The organism is Roseateles sp. AC306 (assembly GCF_979253795.1).
In genome coordinates, this window is the sequence record NZ_CEEDEB010000004.1 from 234,704 (window position 1) to 250,641 (window position 15,938).

15 protein-coding genes are annotated in these 15,938 nt (G+C 68.4%); 6 read left to right on the forward strand and 9 right to left on the reverse strand.

The features are described from left to right. Position 1 precedes the first annotated feature (1 nt). The 6 genes from AC0IZJ_RS11555 to AC0IZJ_RS11580 form a co-directional block, all read right to left on the reverse strand. Positions 2–553 carry a hypothetical protein gene (locus tag AC0IZJ_RS11555; RefSeq protein WP_471849757.1) on the reverse strand — a complete coding sequence of 184 codons (552 nt, stop codon included), beginning with the start codon at positions 551–553 and terminating at the stop codon, positions 2–4. Then, positions 534–935: a YchJ family protein gene (locus AC0IZJ_RS11560; RefSeq protein ID WP_471849759.1), complete on the reverse strand. Its 402-nt coding sequence runs from the start codon at positions 933–935 to the stop codon at positions 534–536. The genes AC0IZJ_RS11555 and AC0IZJ_RS11560 overlap by 20 nt, the downstream gene beginning before the upstream one ends. A 33-nt stretch (positions 936–968) precedes the next feature. Next, on the reverse strand, positions 969–2,597 hold the full coding sequence (locus tag AC0IZJ_RS11565; protein WP_471849761.1) for a response regulator: 1,629 nt from the start codon (positions 2,595–2,597) through the stop codon (positions 969–971). After that, a complete protein-coding gene (locus AC0IZJ_RS11570) occupies positions 2,594–3,283 on the reverse strand; it encodes a sensor histidine kinase (RefSeq protein ID WP_471849763.1) in 690 nt (229 codons plus the stop codon). The genes AC0IZJ_RS11565 and AC0IZJ_RS11570 overlap by 4 nt, the downstream gene beginning before the upstream one ends. Positions 3,284–3,400: 117 nt before the next feature. Next, the gene (locus tag AC0IZJ_RS11575) at positions 3,401–5,695 is read right to left on the reverse strand and encodes a putative bifunctional diguanylate cyclase/phosphodiesterase (RefSeq protein WP_471849765.1); all 2,295 of its coding nucleotides are present in this window, start codon (positions 5,693–5,695) and stop codon (positions 3,401–3,403) included. A 116-nt stretch (positions 5,696–5,811) separates the two neighbouring features. Then, positions 5,812–6,321 (reverse strand): GNAT family N-acetyltransferase, encoded by a 510-nt coding sequence (locus AC0IZJ_RS11580; RefSeq protein ID WP_471849767.1) that lies wholly within the window; start codon positions 6,319–6,321, stop codon positions 5,812–5,814. A gap of 59 nt (positions 6,322–6,380) precedes the next feature. Here AC0IZJ_RS11580 and AC0IZJ_RS11585 point away from each other — a divergent pair, with 59 nt between their 5' ends. The 3 genes from AC0IZJ_RS11585 to AC0IZJ_RS11595 all read left to right on the forward strand — a co-directional run bounded on the left by AC0IZJ_RS11585 (position 6,381) and on the right by AC0IZJ_RS11595 (position 9,903). After that, positions 6,381–6,647 (forward strand): hypothetical protein, encoded by a 267-nt coding sequence (locus AC0IZJ_RS11585; RefSeq protein ID WP_471849769.1) that lies wholly within the window; start codon positions 6,381–6,383, stop codon positions 6,645–6,647. 164 nt (positions 6,648–6,811) lie between these two features. Then, positions 6,812–9,178 (forward strand): UvrD-helicase domain-containing protein, encoded by a 2,367-nt coding sequence (locus tag AC0IZJ_RS11590; RefSeq protein WP_471849771.1) that lies wholly within the window; start codon positions 6,812–6,814, stop codon positions 9,176–9,178. A gap of 299 nt (positions 9,179–9,477) precedes the next feature. Further along, positions 9,478–9,903, forward strand: coding sequence for a PaaI family thioesterase (locus AC0IZJ_RS11595; protein WP_471849773.1), 426 nt, complete (start codon positions 9,478–9,480; stop codon positions 9,901–9,903). Here the strand turns inward: AC0IZJ_RS11595 and AC0IZJ_RS11600 are convergent. The 3 genes from AC0IZJ_RS11600 to AC0IZJ_RS11610 are packed head-to-tail and all read right to left on the reverse strand — an operon-like array spanning position 9,894 to position 12,044. Beyond that, positions 9,894–10,715 (reverse strand): BPSS1780 family membrane protein, encoded by an 822-nt coding sequence (locus AC0IZJ_RS11600; protein WP_471849775.1) that lies wholly within the window; start codon positions 10,713–10,715, stop codon positions 9,894–9,896. The two genes, AC0IZJ_RS11595 and AC0IZJ_RS11600, sit on opposite strands and share 10 nt — an antisense overlap. Beyond that, on the reverse strand, positions 10,712–11,713 hold the full coding sequence (locus AC0IZJ_RS11605) for a homoserine kinase (protein WP_471849776.1): 1,002 nt from the start codon (positions 11,711–11,713) through the stop codon (positions 10,712–10,714). Before AC0IZJ_RS11605 ends, AC0IZJ_RS11600 begins: the two co-directional genes overlap by 4 nt. A gap of 37 nt (positions 11,714–11,750) precedes the next feature. Beyond that, entirely contained in the window at positions 11,751–12,044 is a 294-nt protein-coding gene (locus AC0IZJ_RS11610) for a hypothetical protein (RefSeq protein ID WP_471849778.1), read from the reverse strand. Between the two features lie 42 nt (positions 12,045–12,086). Between AC0IZJ_RS11610 and polA the strand changes: the two genes are divergently transcribed. The 3 genes from polA to AC0IZJ_RS11625 all read left to right on the forward strand — a co-directional run bounded on the left by polA (position 12,087) and on the right by AC0IZJ_RS11625 (position 15,926). After that, entirely contained in the window at positions 12,087–14,852 is a 2,766-nt protein-coding gene (gene polA / locus AC0IZJ_RS11615; RefSeq protein WP_471849780.1) for a DNA polymerase I, read from the forward strand. A 99-nt stretch (positions 14,853–14,951) separates the two neighbouring features. After that, positions 14,952–15,308, forward strand: coding sequence for a type II toxin-antitoxin system prevent-host-death family antitoxin (locus tag AC0IZJ_RS11620; protein WP_471849782.1), 357 nt, complete (start codon positions 14,952–14,954; stop codon positions 15,306–15,308). Positions 15,309–15,311: 3 nt separating this feature from the next. Next, positions 15,312–15,926 (forward strand): AAA family ATPase, encoded by a 615-nt coding sequence (locus tag AC0IZJ_RS11625; protein ID WP_471849784.1) that lies wholly within the window; start codon positions 15,312–15,314, stop codon positions 15,924–15,926. The last annotated feature ends 12 nt before the right edge of the window (positions 15,927–15,938 follow it).

Below are 15,938 nucleotides of genomic sequence, written 5' to 3' on the forward strand. Positions count from 1 at the left end.
CTCAACGCCGCTCGCATGCGATGTGGTCGCAAATCACCATGCAGCTGCCTGTGATCGCGTCGGGGCACAGGCGAGGGACCTCGCTCAACGGAAACAGCACCGACACCCTTGCACCACAGCGCCGGCCTGCGTAACTGGTCTGCTCGCCTATCCGCAGGCTGAGCGGCGCGCTTGCCCAGTCGGAATGGCCGCGCAGCAGTTCGTTGGCAAGGCGATGACTGCGGTCGGCCCAGCGTTGCTGCGCGTCGGTCACCGCCTTGCCGTTGTGGTCCAGGCGCAGCGTTCCGCCCCATTGCAGCGGAATCTCGATGGAGACGCTGTTGGGCGTCGCATGAGCCTGCGCGGTGATCTCCGCGAATCGGCGCCACGCGCCTTCACCGGCGGCGTCGAACGTGGCGCGGTCATCTGCCTCAAAGGAGAGGCAGGCCGTCACGGACATGAGCCTGATCGGCAGACTCGCAGCCGCTGAGCTCGCATGCAGCAGCAGCAGCGGCGTCACCAGCAAGGTGAGGGCAACGCGGATGGTCTGACGCCTAAACATGGAGATCGCCATCGACGTAGAACCATTCGCCGTTCTCTCGGACAAAGCGGCTTATCTCGTGCAGCCTGTGCGCCCGGCCGCCCAGCTTGCTGCGGGCGACGAACTCGACGGTGGCGTGGTCGGCGTCCTGCTGCGCACAGCGCTTCACATCAAGACCCAGCCACTTCAGGCCGGGCTCGGTCGCTTCAAGCGACGCGGGGCGGGTGCTGGCATGCCAGCTGGCAAGCAGGTAGGGGCGCAGGTCCAGCACGAAGGCGGCGTAGCGCGAGCGCATCAGCGCCTCGGGGCTGGGCGCGGTGAGCTTGCCGCCAGCGGCGTGCTCGGTGTGCCAGCGGCCGCAGCAGGCGCCGTAGGCGACGGCGCTGCCGCAGGGGCAGGGGGACGAGGAGGTCATAGGCCGCGCATGATGCCGCAGGCATCTGGCGCGTCAGGAGGCGCTGGTCCATCTGGCCAGCTGCTGTAGCAGATCCGCCGCACGCGCATCGTCGGGCCTGAGCGCCTGCGCCGTGGCGATGCTGTTGCGCATCTCGGCCTCCAGCGTGGCCGAGCGGCCGTGGCGCTGCAGGCAGGTAAGCGCCACGGCGGCGAAGTTCAGCAGCACGCGGGTGTTGCGGGGCATGGACGTCTTGGCGCTGCGCAGGCTCTCCAGCGCGGCTTGGGTGTCGCCTGCGGCCATGAGCTGCATGCTGTCCTTCATGGCATTGGTGGCTTCGCGACGGGCGGCGGCAGCCAGGTCGCCGCCGCTGGCACCCAGGCCCATGCGTTCGAAGGCGAGCTGGGTGCGCCTGAGCAGCCGCTCGTCGTCGTAATGGTTGCGCGTGAGGTGGTTCAGCAGCTCGGTGGCAGCGTCGGCCTGCTGGGCCTCGATCAAGGTCTCGGCGATGCGCGCGGCGGTGTCGGCCGCGCCGGGCGAGCTTTCGTCCGCGCTCAGGGCCACCAGCTCTCGGGCCAGCTTGGCCGCGCCGGCCTTGTCGCCCATGGCCTGCAGCGCGCGCACCTGTTCGGCCTTGCCCAGCAGCTGCGCGTCGTGGCTGTCGTAGCGTTGGCCCATGGTGGCGATGAGCTTCTGCGCCTCGCCCGGGGCGCCGGCCTCGGTGTGCAGCCTGGCCAGACCGAGGAAGGGTTCCAGGTCTTCCACGGCGCTGAACTCGGTCAGCTTGATGGCACGCGAGAAGGCCCGCTCCGCCATGTCGTGCTGGCCCTGCGCCTGCGCCGCCACGCCCAGGGCCGACTGGCGGTGGGCGGAGTTGGGCGACAGGTTGACGGCGCGCTCCAGCAGGGCCACCTGCTGCTGGCCCTCGCCCTGCGCCTGCAACACGCCGGCCAGTTCGTCGTAGGCCTCGAGGTACTGGGGGTGTTCGCGCACCGCGTCCTGCAGCAGCGCGCGCGCGCCGGCCAGGTCGTTGAGTTGGACGCGCACCTGAGCCAGCCCCAGCTTGGCCCAGGCGATCTGGCCGCGTTGCAGCACGCTTTCGTAGAGGGCCTGCGCCTTGGGCCATTCGCCCAGCTTCTGGTAGAGCTGGGCCTGCAGGCGCAGCACCTCGGCCAGGTTCTTGGTGCCGGCGGTCAGCTGCTCGTCGCAGAGCTTCAGCGCGCCGCGCCAGTCCTGGGCCTTCATCGCGACGGCGATGCCCGCCATCGCCGACTTGCGCTCCACCAGCTTGAGCAGGCGGGTCTGCAGCAGGCTCTCGGTGATGGGCTTGAGCAGGTAGTCGTCGGGGGCGTCCTCGGCGGCGGCCGAGACCATGACGCTGGTCTTCTCGGCGGTGATCATCAGCCAGACCGTGGCCGGGCCAATCCAGCTCTTCAGGCGCGCCTCCTCCAGCAACTGCTGGCCGTTCTTGCCGGGGCCCAGGTTGTAGTCGCACATGACCACGCCGTAAGACTTGGCGCTGAGCATGGCTGCAGCCTCGCGGCCGTCCTTGGCGGTGTCCACCCGCAGGGCTCCGCAGCGTAGTAGCTGGCCCTTGAGCACGGTGCGCATGGCCTCGAAGTCTTCCACCAGCAGGAACTCGCTGGCGCGCAGCTTGTCCTCGGGCGAGGTGTGTACCTTCATGGCAGCTCGACGATGAAGTGGCCGCCGCCCAGGTCGCCGGTCGACCCTTGCCCGTTCGCGAGCCGCGTGCTGCCGGTCTGCGTGCCGCGCCGGTGCAGGCCCGCAGCCAGGCGCGAGAAATACAGGCCCAGCCCGGTGCTGCCGGTGCGCGTGTCGATGCCCTGCCGCGACGGGAAGCCCTGCTCCAGCATGAAGCCGGGGAAGCCCTGGCCGTCGTCTGCCACCTCGATGGCCAGGCCATGCTCGGTGACCCGCATCGACAGCCGCACCGTGTGGCTGGCGTAGCGCACGGCGTTGAACAGCGACTGCATGACGACACTGCCGATCAGGTCGTGGTCGAAGATCCAGTCGGCCATGTCGGCCTGGATGTCGCACTGCAGATCCAGCCCCTTGAGGGCAACCAACGGGCGCACACGGCCCAGCAGCTCGTTGGCGAACTCGTCGAGCGCCACCTCGGCCGGCTCGAAGGGGTACATGCCTTCCTCGATCTTGAAGATGGCCATCAGCTGCACGAGGTTGCCGTTGACGCGCTGTGTCTCGTACAGCGCCTGGGCCGTGGACAGCGCGGCTGGGGAGGGCGGGTCGGCGGCCATCTTGGCAAGCGCGTCCTCCAGGTAGGCCGCGATCACGCTGACCGAGTTCTTCATGTCGTGGGCTGCCGCCGCCACGAAGGTGGAGATGTCCATGCTTACGCCTTTGTCGCTTGCAGCGTCTGTCTCGATGCTGGGCGAAGGCGTTCTGGGCGCCGAGGCCAGCTACCGGGGCTGGCTGAAACTCTACATCGCCCGGCCGCAGCCGGCGTGTCAGGCCGTTAGCGATCGACCGTGCGGGAAGGTGCGGATCAACTCCTGCAGCGGCCGCGGCCGCCCGAGCAGAAAGCCCTGCCCGAAGCGGCAGCCGCAGGCGCTCAGCACGGCCAGCTGGGCCTCGCTCTCTATGCCCTCGGCGATGACCTCCAGCTGCAGGTGCTGGCCCAGGTCGACGATGGTCCGGGCAATGGCGCGGTCACGCTCGCCGCAGGGCAGGTCACGCACGAAGCTGCGGTCGATCTTCAGCGAGCTGATGGGCAGGCTCTTCAGCATGGCCAGCGACGAGTGGCCCATGCCGAAGTCGTCCAGCGAGATCTCGAAGCCGATCTCGCGCAGCTGGTGCATGACGCGCCGCACCTGCTCGGGCTGGCGCATCAGCATGCTTTCGGTCAGCTCCAGCACGACCTGCGAGGCCGGCACGGCCAGCTCGGCGGACATGGCGCGCAGCGTTTCCGGCAGGGCGCTGCTCGTGAACTCCGACGCGGCCATGTTGACGTGCACCTTCAGCGGCGCCAGCGCGCCACCCTGCAGCGAGGCGAGGTCGCGCAGCGACTGGCCCAGCACCCAGCGGCCGATGTCGATGATGAGGTCGCTCTGCTCGGCAATCGGGATGAAGACGTCGGGCGGCACCATTTCGCCATCCGGCTTGCGCCAGCGGATCAATGCCTCCACGCCGTGCAGCGCGCCCGAGGCGATGTCGACGATAGGCTGATAAACCAGGTGCAGCTGGCCGGTCTGCAAGGCCTCGCGCAGTTCGGCCTCGATGCCCAGGCGCTGGGCGAGCCTGGCGCGCTGCAGGGCCAGCGTGTCGGGGCTGCTGGTGGAGAAGACGTTGCTGCCGTTGCGGCCGTTCTGCTTGACCCGGTACATGGCCGCGTCGGCACTGCGCAGCAGCTCAGGGCCGGTCGCGCCGTTCTCGGGGAAGCGGCTGACGCCGACGCTGGCCGACACGTTCAGCACCGCGCCGTCGTAGACGAAGGGCCGGCTCGCGGCGGCCAGCACGCCGTCTACCAGCAACGCCAGCGCGCGCTCGTCGCCGCTTTCCGGCACCAGCACGGCGAACTCGTCGCCGCCCAGGCGGCCGACGCGGGCGGGCGGTGGCGCCAGCGCCTGCAGGCGGCGGGCGAATTCCTGCAGCACCGCGTTGCCGGCCTCGTGGCCGAAGGCATCGTTGATGGGCTTGAAGCGGTCCAGGTCGATGAACATCAACGCAAAGCGCCCGCCCTCGCGCTGGCTGAAGGCGCAGTGGCGGTTGAGCTGGGCGTAGAAGTGGGCCCGGTTGTCCAGGTCCGTCATCTCGTCCACCTCGGCCAGGCGGTGGATGACGGCCTCGGTCTCCAGGCGCTGGGCCGTCTGCGCGATCAGCGCGCCGATGGTGGCCGAGACCTTGGGCAGCTGCGCATCGGGCTGGCGGGCCAGGCTGCTGTAGAACTCCAGCACGCCGGGGCGGTGGTGTTCGCCGTTGTCGGAGGCGTAGGTGACGGGGAAGACGTAGCCCGACCACAGGCCGCACATCTGCGCGCTGCCCCGGCGCAGGAAGCGCGCGTCGGTGCTCATGTCCTCCACCCACTCGGCCTGGCCGCTGGCCCAGACGCGGCCCACCAGGCCCTCGCCCGGCGCCATGCCCAGCCCCGCGCTGACCTCGCTGAACTGCTCCAGATCGCGGTCGGGCGGGTGCCAGAAGTGGCGACAGCGCAGCAGGCCTGTGGCCGGCCCTGCCGCGCCGTCCTCTGCCATGCTCCAGTAGGCGCCCCATTCCCAGCCGAGGTTGCGGCAGATGAGCTGGATGACGTTGGTGATGGCGTCTTGCAGCGTGTGCGTGCCGATGAGGTATTCGGTCAGTGCGTAGCCCAGGCGCTCGCGCACGGCCGCCTGGGTCAGGTCGGTGATGTCCTGCAGCAGGCCGTGGTGCCAGCCGGGCCGCGCCGGGTCGGGTGGCAGCGGCGTCACGCGCAGCCAGCGCATGCCGCGCGCCAGGCCGATGACGCGGATGTCCAGCGGCTGCCCGCTCTGCGCGCCGGTCCACAGGCGGATCAACTCGGGGATGTCGTCCTCGACGACATGGCCGAAGCAGGCGTATAGGCTGTCGGCAGAGTCGCCCGGCATCTCCAGGAACTCGCTCGCGACGGGCGACAGCTGGCTGTGGCCGGTCAGCGGCTCATGCCACCACCGGCCGAAGCCGGCGGCGCGCTCCAGGTCCGGCGGCATCGCCGCCATGCTGCTGGTGGCGCGCGGTGCCCTGGGCTCGACGGAAACGGCTGGCGTGCGGTAACCCTGGGGACTGTTCATGCGCGGGGTGGCGCAAATCGCATGCCAGCGCTCGCCCCGGGAGGCAGCTCCGCAAACGTGCCTTTGATGCTTCGCTGCCCGGGTTTGTCGCACAGGGCTGGTGCAGGTGCAGCCTTCTAGAGGGTCAGCGCCCAGGTCTCGTTGATGACGTCCTGGCCGAAGCCGTGGCCGGCGGCGCTGTGGACGAGCTGGTAGCCCTCGGCCGCATAGATGGCCCGCGCCGAGGTCAGCGCGCTCTGCGTCCACAGCTCGATGCGCTGGTAGCCGGCGGCGCGGGCGAAGTCGCTGCACTGGCGCACCAGCCGCTTGCCCAGCCCCAGGCCGCGCGCATGCGGCTCCAGCAGCAGCAGGCGCAGCTTGGCGACGCCGGGGATCAGCTTGCCGGTGGATTCCTCCCGGGCGTGCACGAGCATTACGCAGCCCAGCCGCTCCGGCCCGCGCGCGGCAATCCAGCAGGCTTCGCGATCGGGCTGCAGGCGGTCGACAAAGTCGGCGCAGATACGGGCGACCAAGGCCTCGAAGCGAACGTCCAGCCCGTACTCGGCGGCATAGAAGGCGCCGTGGCGCTCGACGATCCAGCCGAGGTCGCCGGGCTGTGGCGAGCGCAGTTCGATGGCATGTTCCATGGCGCGCATCATGCCGCGACGCGCTACGCTGTCGCCAGGCATCTGAAGGGAGAGCGGGCGTGGGCATCGTGGTGTATTGGCTGGAAGGCGAGGGCGACGCGGCGCTGCCGGTGTGCGAGTTTTTCAGTAGCAATGAATTGACGCAGGCGCTGGGTTGGGCAGAGAGCCAGCGAAGGCTGGGCCGTCGCCACGTCAGCATCTCCACTGAACTGGCGGAAAGCGTCGGGCGGCCGGGCGTCTCGGCTGTGGAGGGCGGCAGGACGCCGGACGGCGAGGCCTACGAGTGGTCCAAGGCCGGACGGGCCGGCAAGGTGCGGCGCCGGTAGGGGCAAGGCGCAAATGAAAGCAGCCGGCGCCCGATGGCAGCCGCTGCTTATTGCTCAGTTGAGCGAGGCGCCTCGTGTCACTTGTCGCCGTTGGAGTATTGACGCGGCCGCAGCGCGATGCCGGCCGGCGGCGGTGCCGAAGGGCGCCTCTTTAAAATGCGTCGATGAACCCCGTGCAAGACGTTTTTCCCGACGCTGCTGCTCAGACCAGTCCCCTCCTCAAGAACCTCAACCCCGAGCAGCTTGCCGCCGTCACCGCAGCGGCCGAACCGGCGCTGATCCTGGCCGGCGCCGGCTCGGGCAAGACACGGGTGCTGACCACCCGCATCGCCTGGCTGCTGAACACGGGCCAGGTCAGCCCCGGCGGCATCATGGCCGTGACCTTCACGAACAAGGCCGCCAAGGAGATGCTGACCCGCCTCTCCACCATGCTGCCGTTCAACGTGCGCGGCATGTGGATAGGCACCTTCCACGGCCTGTGCAACCGCTTCCTGCGCGCGCACTGGAAGCAGGCCAACCTGCCGCAGGCTTTCCAGATCCTGGATTCAAGCGACACGGTGTCGGCCATCAAGCGCGTCATCAAGGCGATGAAGCTCGATGAAGAGCGCTTCGTGCCCAAGCAGGTCAGCTGGTTCATCGCCGGCTGCAAGGAGGAAGCCCAGCGCCCCGGCGACGTGGAAGTGCGCGACGACCAGACGAAGACGCTGGTCGAGATCTACGCCAACTACGAGGACCAGTGCCAGCGCGAAGGCGTGGTGGACTTCGCCGAGCTGATGCTGCGCTCCTACGAGCTGCTGCGCGACAACGCCGCGATCCGCGAGCACTACCAGCGGCGCTTCCGCCATCTGCTGGTGGATGAGTTCCAGGACACCAACAAGCTGCAGTACGCGTGGCTGAAGATGTTCGCGCCGCCGGGTCTGGATAACGGCCAGAGCCTGCTGGCCGTGGGCGACGACGACCAGAGCATCTATGCCTTCCGCGGTGCTCGTGTGGGCAACATGGCCGACTTTGAGCGCGAGTACCGCGTCAAGCGGGTCATCAAGCTGGAACAGAACTACCGCAGCTTCGGCCACATCCTGGATGCGGCCAATGAGCTGATCAGCCGCAACAGCCAGCGCCTGGGCAAGACGCTGCGCACGGACGCCGGCCTGGGCGACCCCATCCGCGTGCAGGAGGCGCCCAGCGACTTTGCCGAGGCGCAGTGGCTGATCGAGGAGATCCAGAGCCTGGTGCGCGGCGGGCTGGACCGGCAGCAGATCGCCGTCCTCTATCGCAGCAATGCGCAGTCGCGGGTCATCGAGTCGGCGCTGTTCAACTCGGGCATCCCTTATCGCGTCTACGGCGGCCTGCGCTTCTTCGAGCGCGCCGAGGTGAAGCACGCGCTGGCCTACTTGCGCCTGCTGGAGAACGCCAACGACGACACCAGCTTTTTGCGCGTCGTCAACTTCCCGACCCGCGGCATCGGCGCCAAGACGCTGGAGAACCTGCAGGACGCCGCCAAGGCCAGTGGCCGCAGCCTCTACCAGAGCGTGGGCGCGCTCGCGGGCAAGGGCGGCGCCAGCCTGCTGGCCTTCACCAACCTCATCGACTCGACGCGCAACCTCACGCAGGGCATGACGCTGCGCGAGATCATCGAGCAGGTGCTGGAAAGTTCGGGCCTGCTGGACTTCTACCGCGCCGACAAGGACGGCTCCGACCGGCTGGAGAACCTGGACGAACTCATCAACGCGGCCGAGGCCTTCGTCATGCAGGAGGGCTTTGGCAAGAACGCGGTGGGCCTGCCGGTCGACGAGGTGGCCGAGGCAGGCACGCCCGGCGCGGTGCCCGATGCGGAGACGGGCGAGATCATGTCGCCGCTGGTGGCCTTCCTGACTCACGCGTCACTGGAGGCCGGCGACAACCAGGCCCAGGCCGGCCAGGACGCCGTGCAACTGATGACCGTGCACTCCGCCAAGGGCCTGGAGTTCGACGCGGTGTTCATCACGGGCCTGGAAGAGGGCCTGTTCCCGCACGAGAACTCGATGTCCGACCACGACGGCATCGAGGAAGAGCGGCGCCTGATGTACGTGGCCATCACGCGGGCGCGCCAGAAGCTGTCACTCAGCTTCTGCCAGACGCGCATGCTGCATGGCAAGACGCGCTACAACGTCAAGAGCCGCTTCTTCGACGAGCTGCCTGAAGAAGCGCTGAAGTGGCTGACGCCGCGCAATCAGGGCTTCGGCTCAGGCTTTGCGCGTGAGTATCAGCAGGCCTGGGAACGCGGCACGGGCCTCAAGGGCATGGTGGGCGCCGGCCGCGTGGAGAAGGCGGCATGGGTCGAGCCGCCGGTGCCAGCCAGCATGCAGCAGAAGGTCTCCAACGAACACGGCGGCCTGCGCGTGGGCAAGAGCGTCTTCCACACCAAATTCGGCGAGGGCGTGCTGCTGACGCTGGAAGGCGCCGGCACGGATGCGCGGGCGCAGGTGAACTTCGGGCGTCACGGCACCAAGTGGCTGGCGCTGTCGGTGGCGAAGCTGACGCCGATTGATTGAATGGGTGGAGATTTGGCCAGCGCCGGGGTGCGGGGGCGCGCAATTGCTCCGTGTCCCCCGGGTCGCTACGCGACCCTCCTCCTTTACCTGCGCAATTGCGCGCCCCGCACCCCGGCTTCTCCCTCAGCGGGTTTCGGGGCGATCAACGAACGCAACGCGAGCAGGAGGACGGGTAGGCCTGATGCGCAGGTAAAGGAGGAGGGCTGCGTAGCGGCCCGGGGGACACGAAGCATCAGGCCTACCCGGCCTCTTGCGTCCGTCCATCCCATAAGCTGCGTCATCTTTTCCAGGAGCGTGCCGTGACGCCTTCCCCCGCCGTGAACCTGCAGGAACTCATCGCCTTCCTCCAGGCCGAATTCCCGCAGAACCGCTGCACGCTTGAGGAACTGGACGAGGACGGCAGCGTCGTCGTCGCCCACCCCGTCGGCGAAGCAGAGTTGCGCCCCGGTGGCACGGTGTCGGGCCCGGTCATGATGACGCTGGCCGACGTGGCCCTGTACATCGCCATCCTGGCGCGCATCGGCATCGTGCCGCTGGCGGTGACGACCAATCTGTCCATCAACTTCCTGCGCAAGCCGCGCGCGGACCGGCGCGTGGTGGCGCGCTGCCGGTTGATGAAGCTGGGCAAAACCCTCGCGGTGGGCGAGGTGTGGATCTACTCAGAAGGTGAAGACGAGCCGGTCGCTCATGCGACGGGCACCTACGCGATACCTCGTCAGGGCTGATCGTCGAGCAGGCCCGGAGGCGCGCCGAACATGAAGCAGTCGACGAAGCTGAAATACAGCGAGGCGTAGAACACCGTCGACAGCAGCAGCCCGGTGGCCATCAGTGCCATGGGCGCGAACTGCGCCAGGCCCAGCAGCCCGAACACCAGGCTGATGACACCGGCCACGCCCATCAGCACCGCGGCCCAGAGCAGGGCGTTCAGTGCGAAGGCGCCCTTGTTGCGCCACAGCGCCAGCGTGCTGGAAAACAGCGCCTGGGCCACGCCCTGGCCGCCCCAGTGCACGAGGGCCGGTGCATGCCAGTAGGGCACGGACAGCAATGCCACCAGGCCCAGCCGCGTGGCCACGCCCCAGAACAGGCGCGGGTCGGTCGCTGCGTTGGCAATGACCTCGTTGTCGGCGTTCTCGGCGATGAGCTTTTGCAGGTCACGCGTGCTGCCGCCGTCCACCCAGTCGGCCAGCAGGCCGATCAGCACGACGGCGACGGCATAGCTGAAGCACAGCACGAGCTGGCTGCGCCGCCGCTCGGGCGTCAGCTTCAGCGGCGCGGCGAAGACGCTGGCCGTCGGCGTCTTCTTCTGCAGCACCAGGTGGGTGGCCAGCATGAAGCCGAGCGACAGCAGCGGCAGCGAGGCAAAGGTCAGCAGCGGCCCGACGCCCGGCAGCAGCAAGGCGACGAAGCCGACGAACAGGAACAGGCCGAACAGGCTGGACAGGGCCAGCGGCTGGCGCTGGAAGACCTTGAAGCCATGGCGTATCCACAGCCGGCCGTTGCGAGCCGGCACATCCTGCAGATGCAGTTGCATCGTCATTGAAGGGCCTCGTCATGCAAGGCATGCCAGGGCTTGGCAATGCGCTCGCGCAGCACGCGCTCGAAATGGGTGGGGTCGTGCGCCTTGAGCAGCGACGCCTCGCGCGGTAGGTGCAGGTCGAACAGGCGCGACACCCAGAAGCGCAGCGCCGCCGCGCGCAGCAGGGCCGGCAGCAGGCGGTGCTCGGCGCCGGACAGCGGCCGCACCCGCTCGTAGGCGTCGACGAAGACGGCGGCGCGTTCCTCGATGAGGCGGCCGTCGCTCAGGTCGATGCACCAGTCGTTCAGGCAGACGGCGATGTCAAACAGCCAGGTGTCGACGCCGGCGAAATAGAAGTCGAAGAAGCCGGTCAGCCGCTCACGGCCGGCGCCCTCGCCCGGCTCGAACATCACGTTGTCGCGGAAGAGGTCGGCGTGGATGGGGCCGGTCGGCAAGTCGCCATAGCGCGCCGACGCGGCCAGCTGCTCCTGGTAGGCCAGTTCGTTCGTCAGCAGCTCGGCCTGTTCGGCGGCCAGGAAGGGCAGCAGCTGCGGCACCACCTCGCGCCACCAGGCCAGGCCGCGCAGGTTGGGCTGGTGCAGCGGGTAGTCCTTGCCTTCCAGGTGCATGCGCGCCAGCGTCGCGCCGACCTGGGCGCAGTGGAAAGCGTCCGGCGCCATCTGGTGGCCGCCGTGCAGGCGGTCGACGAGGGCTGCCGGCTTGCCCGCCACTTCGAAGAGGATCTCGCCGGTCGTGTCGGCATGCGGCTCGGGCACCGGCACGCCGCGCTGGGCCAGGTGCTGCATCAACCGCAGGTAGAAGGGCAACTGCTCGGCCGTCAGGCGCTCGAACAGCGTCAGCACATAGCGGTGCAGATGGCCGTCGCGCGTGCAGTCGACAAAATAGTTGGTGTTCTCGATCCCGGCGCCAATGCCGCGCAGCGAGCTCAAGCTCCCGAGTTGGAGGTGGTCCAGCAGGGCTTGGGCCTGCTCGGCGCTGACTTCGGTGAAAACGGCCATGGGTCTGGGAAATTGGCGACCCGGGGGCCGCGCGCAATCAGAATTTGAGAACGTTCCAGACCCGTGAGCCCGAGCCGCTCTTGGGCATGCCTGTGCCGGTGCCACCGGCCGACTCGCGGCCCGCGTCGTTGACGACGATTTCGTAGTCGGGCGCCCTGGTCAGCTTGTTCTTGACCGTGACCTTCTTCGCCTCGCCACGCACCTTCAGCTCCTCGATGCGCACCTGGTCGTCCTCGGCCACGGTCTTCTCGACCTTGGGCTCGGGCGGTGGGTCGGCGAGGGCGCTGCCGGTGAAGGCAGCGATCAGCAGGGGTACGGCAAGGCGACGCATGCTGTCGATTCTAGGTGGCGCGCTCGCCGAGAATGCCTCGCTATGAGTAAACCCATCCTGCTGCTGGTCGACGGCTCCAGCTACCTCTACCGTGCCTTCCATGCCATGCCCGACCTGCGTGGGCCCGAAGGGCAGCCCACTGGCGCCGTGCGCGGCATGGTGGCCATGCTGAAGAAGTTGCAAAGCGATGTCGGCGCCGAGCATGCGGTCTGCGTGTTCGACGCCTCTGGCCCGACCTTCCGCGACGAGTGGTACCCCGAATACAAGGCCCAGCGCTCGCCCATGCCCCCGGAGCTGCGCGCGCAGATCGAGCCCATCCACGAGGTCGTCAAGCTGCTGGGCTGGCCCACGCTGACGGTGCCCGGCGTGGAGGCGGACGACGTCATCGGCACGCTGTGCTGCATCGGCGCGAACCAGGGTCATCGTGTCATCGTGTCCACCGGCGACAAGGACCTGTCCCAGCTCGTCAACCCGGACGTGGAGCTCATCAACACGATGAGCGGCGAGCGGCTGGACGAGGCCGGCGTGCTGGCCAAGTTCGGCGTGCCGCCGAATCGCATCGTCGACTTCCTGACGCTGATGGGCGACACGGTGGACAACGTGCCGGGCGTGGTGGGCGTGGGCCCCAAGACGGCGGCGAAGTGGGTGGCGGAATACGGCTCGCTGGACGGCGTCATCGCCGCCGCGCCGGCGATCAAGGGCAAGGCCGGCGAGAACCTGCGTGCAGCACTGGACTGGCTGCCGATGGGCCGCAAGCTGGTCACCGTGAAGGTGGACTGCGAGTTGGCCGAGCATGTCGCCGGCTGGCCCGCGCTGAAGGAACTCGCCTTCCGCGAGCCGGACAAGGCGGCGCTGGGTGAGTTCTACACGCGCAACGGCTTCAAGGCCTGGCTGGAGGAACTGACGGGTGCGGCACCCGCGCCGAAAGCCAAGGCCGCGGCGCCTGTGGCCAACCCCGGCCTGTTCGACGAACCCGAGCCGCCCGCCGGTGCATCCGACGTGGCAGGCCGGTACGACACGATTCTGAGTTTCGAACAGCTCGATACCTGGATCGCCCGCCTGCGCGCCGCGCCGCTGTGCGCGCTGGACACCGAGACCGATTCGCTGGACCCGATGGCCGCGCGCATCGTCGGCATTTCCTTTGCCGACAAGCCCGGCGAGGCGGCCTACATCCCGCTGCACCACAGCGGCCCGGACGCGCCCGAGCAGCTGCCCTTCGACGAGGTGCTGGCGCGGCTGAAGCCCTGGCTGGAGGATGAGGCCGCCAAGAAGATCGGCCAGAACCTGAAGTACGACCGCCATGTGCTGGCCAACGCCGGCATCGCGTTGGCCGGCGTACAGCACGACACGCTGCTGCAGAGCTATGTGCTCGAAGCCCACAAGACCCACAACCTCGAAGCGCTGGCCGAGCGCCACCTGGGCCGCAAGGGCCTGAGCTACGAGGACCTGTGCGGCAAGGGCGCGCACCAGATCCCGTTCGCGCAGGTCAGCGTCGACAAGGCCACGACCTACTCGGGCGAAGACAGCGAGATGTGCCTGCACCTGCACAGCGTGCTGTGGCCGCAGATCGAGGCCGATGCGGGCCTGACGCACATCTACCGCGACATCGAGATGCCGACGGCCGACCTGCTGGCCCGCGTCGAGCGCCAGGGTGTGCTGATCGATTCCGAGCGGCTGCAAGCGCAAAGCCATGAGATCGGTCAACGCCTGGTGCTGCTGGAATCGCAGTGCTACGACATCGCCGGCCAGCCCTTCAACATCGGCAGCCCGAAGCAGATCGGCGACATCCTCTTCACCAAGCTGGGCCTCCCGGTCGTGAAGAAGACGGCCACCGGCGCGCCGTCCACCGACGAAGAGGTGCTGACCGAGCTGGCGGCCGACTTCCCGTTGCCGGCCAAGATCCTGGAGTACCGCGGCCTGTCCAAGCTCAAGAGCACCTACACCGACAAGCTGCCTCTGCAGATCAACGCCCACACCGGCCGTGTGCACACCAACTATGCGCAGGCGGTGGCCATCACGGGGCGGCTGTCCAGCAACGAACCGAACCTGCAGAACATCCCCATCCGCACGGCCGAGGGCCGGCGCGTGCGCGAGGCCTTCATCGCGCCCGAGGGCTGCCGCATCGTCAGCGCCGACTACTCGCAGATCGAGCTGCGCATCATGGCCCACATCAGCGAGGACCCGGGCCTGCTCAAGGCCTTCCAGGAGGGCCTGGACGTGCACAAGGCGACGGCGTCGGAAGTGTTCGGCGTGCCGCTGGCCGAGGTTTCAAACGAGCAGCGCCGCTACGCCAAGACCATCAATTTCGGCCTCATCTACGGCATGGGCGCCTTCGGCTTGGCCTCTGCGCTGGGCATCGAGCAGAAGGCCGCCAAGGACTACATCGACCGCTATTTCACGCGCTTTGCCGGCGTGAAGACCTACATGGACGAGACCAAGGCGAGCGCGGCCGAACTGGGCTATGTGTCGACGCTTTTCGGCCGGCGCATCTACCTGCCCGAGATCCGCGGCGGCAACGGCCAGCGCCGCGCGGGTGCCGAGCGCCAGGCCATCAATGCGCCCATGCAGGGCACGGCGGCCGACCTCATCAAGCTGGCCATGCTACAGGTGCAGGCCGAGCTGGACCGGGCGGGCAAGCGGGCGAAGATCGTCATGCAGGTTCACGACGAACTGGTGTTCGAGGTGCCCGAGGCCGAACTGGACTGGATGCGCACCGAGGTGCCGCGCTTGATGGCCGGCGTGGCAGCGCTCAAGGTGCCGCTGCTGGCCGAGGTGGGTGTCGGCTCGAACTGGGAAGAGGCTCATTGATATCCCGCCCAGGCGGCCACGCCGCCTGGGCCGGTCGTGCGGGTATTTGGGTAATTTACAGAAAACAGGCAAAATACCCAGATCGCCAGGAGAGATGCCATGTCCGCCGTCCTCGAACAAGCCATCGCCGACCAACTGCCCAGCGTGTCGGCCACCCAGCTCGTGGCCGGCATCCAGCAGGTCGGCCGCACGGTGGCCGCGCATGGCGCCGTGCTCATCACCAAGCACGATCAACCGGCTTTCGTGCTGATGTCGGTGGAGCGCTACCGCGAGATGCAGCGTGCCGCGGAGCCGGACCTCGGCGCCCTGGGCGGCGAGTTCGACGCGATGTTGGCGCGCATGCAGGGCCAGGGTGACGCGCTGACCGATGCTTTTGCGATGACGCCCGAGGCCATCGGCGTGGCGGCTACCAAGGCCGCCAAACCCTCCCGTGTTCGCATCAAGAAGGCCGCCTGAGCCTTGCCCATCTTCGTGCTGGCTGGCGTCAACGGCGCCGGCAAGAGTTCACTGGGCGGCGCAGCCATCCAGGCCAGCGGCGCCGAGTTCTTCAACCCCGACATCGCCGCCGCACGCTTGCGCGAGCAGCAGCCCGGCTTGTCCGCCGAACAAGCCAACGGCCTGGCCTGGACGCTGGGCCGGCGCGGCCTGGAGAAGGCACTGGCCGACGGCCTGACCTTTGCCTTCGAGACCACGCTGGGCGGCAACACCATCGTCAAGCTGTTGCTGGATGGCGCCCGCAACGGCGCCCCGGTGCATGTCTGGTTTGCCGGCCTGGCGACGCCCGAACTGCATCTGAGACGCATCGCCGCGCGCGTGGCGGCCGGCGGCCATGACATCCCTGCGGCGAAAGTGCGCGAGCGCTTCGATGCCAGCCGCAGCAACCTCGTCAAGCTGATGCCTCACCTGGCCAGCCTGCGCATCTACGACAACAGCTTCGAGGCCGACCCGCGCGCCGGCAAGAGGCCTCAGCCGGTGTTGCTGCTGCAGATGCAGACCGGCCGCATGGTGGCGCACGCCCCGCTGCGCAGCGTGCCCGCCTGGGCCAAACCCCTGCTGGCCGCCGCCTTGCGTTGACTATCATCGTCT

Coding starts and splice junctions, on each gene's coding strand:
- AC0IZJ_RS11555 (WP_471849757.1), bottom strand. CDS start 553: ATGGCGATCTCCATGTTTAGGCGTCAGACCATCCGCGTTGCCCTCACC.
- AC0IZJ_RS11560 (WP_471849759.1), bottom strand. CDS start 935: ATGACCTCCTCGTCCCCCTGCCCCTGCGGCAGCGCCGTCGCCTACGGC.
- AC0IZJ_RS11565 (WP_471849761.1), bottom strand. CDS start 2,597: ATGAAGGTACACACCTCGCCCGAGGACAAGCTGCGCGCCAGCGAGTTC.
- AC0IZJ_RS11570 (WP_471849763.1), bottom strand. CDS start 3,283: ATGGACATCTCCACCTTCGTGGCGGCGGCAGCCCACGACATGAAGAAC.
- AC0IZJ_RS11575 (WP_471849765.1), bottom strand. CDS start 5,695: ATGAACAGTCCCCAGGGTTACCGCACGCCAGCCGTTTCCGTCGAGCCC.
- AC0IZJ_RS11580 (WP_471849767.1), bottom strand. CDS start 6,321: ATGGAACATGCCATCGAACTGCGCTCGCCACAGCCCGGCGACCTCGGC.
- AC0IZJ_RS11590 (WP_471849771.1), top strand. CDS start 6,812: ATGAACCCCGTGCAAGACGTTTTTCCCGACGCTGCTGCTCAGACCAGT.
- AC0IZJ_RS11600 (WP_471849775.1), bottom strand. CDS start 10,715: ATGACGATGCAACTGCATCTGCAGGATGTGCCGGCTCGCAACGGCCGG.
- AC0IZJ_RS11605 (WP_471849776.1), bottom strand. CDS start 11,713: ATGGCCGTTTTCACCGAAGTCAGCGCCGAGCAGGCCCAAGCCCTGCTG.
- AC0IZJ_RS11610 (WP_471849778.1), bottom strand. CDS start 12,044: ATGCGTCGCCTTGCCGTACCCCTGCTGATCGCTGCCTTCACCGGCAGC.
- polA (WP_471849780.1), top strand. CDS start 12,087: ATGAGTAAACCCATCCTGCTGCTGGTCGACGGCTCCAGCTACCTCTAC.
- AC0IZJ_RS11620 (WP_471849782.1), top strand. CDS start 14,952: ATGTCCGCCGTCCTCGAACAAGCCATCGCCGACCAACTGCCCAGCGTG.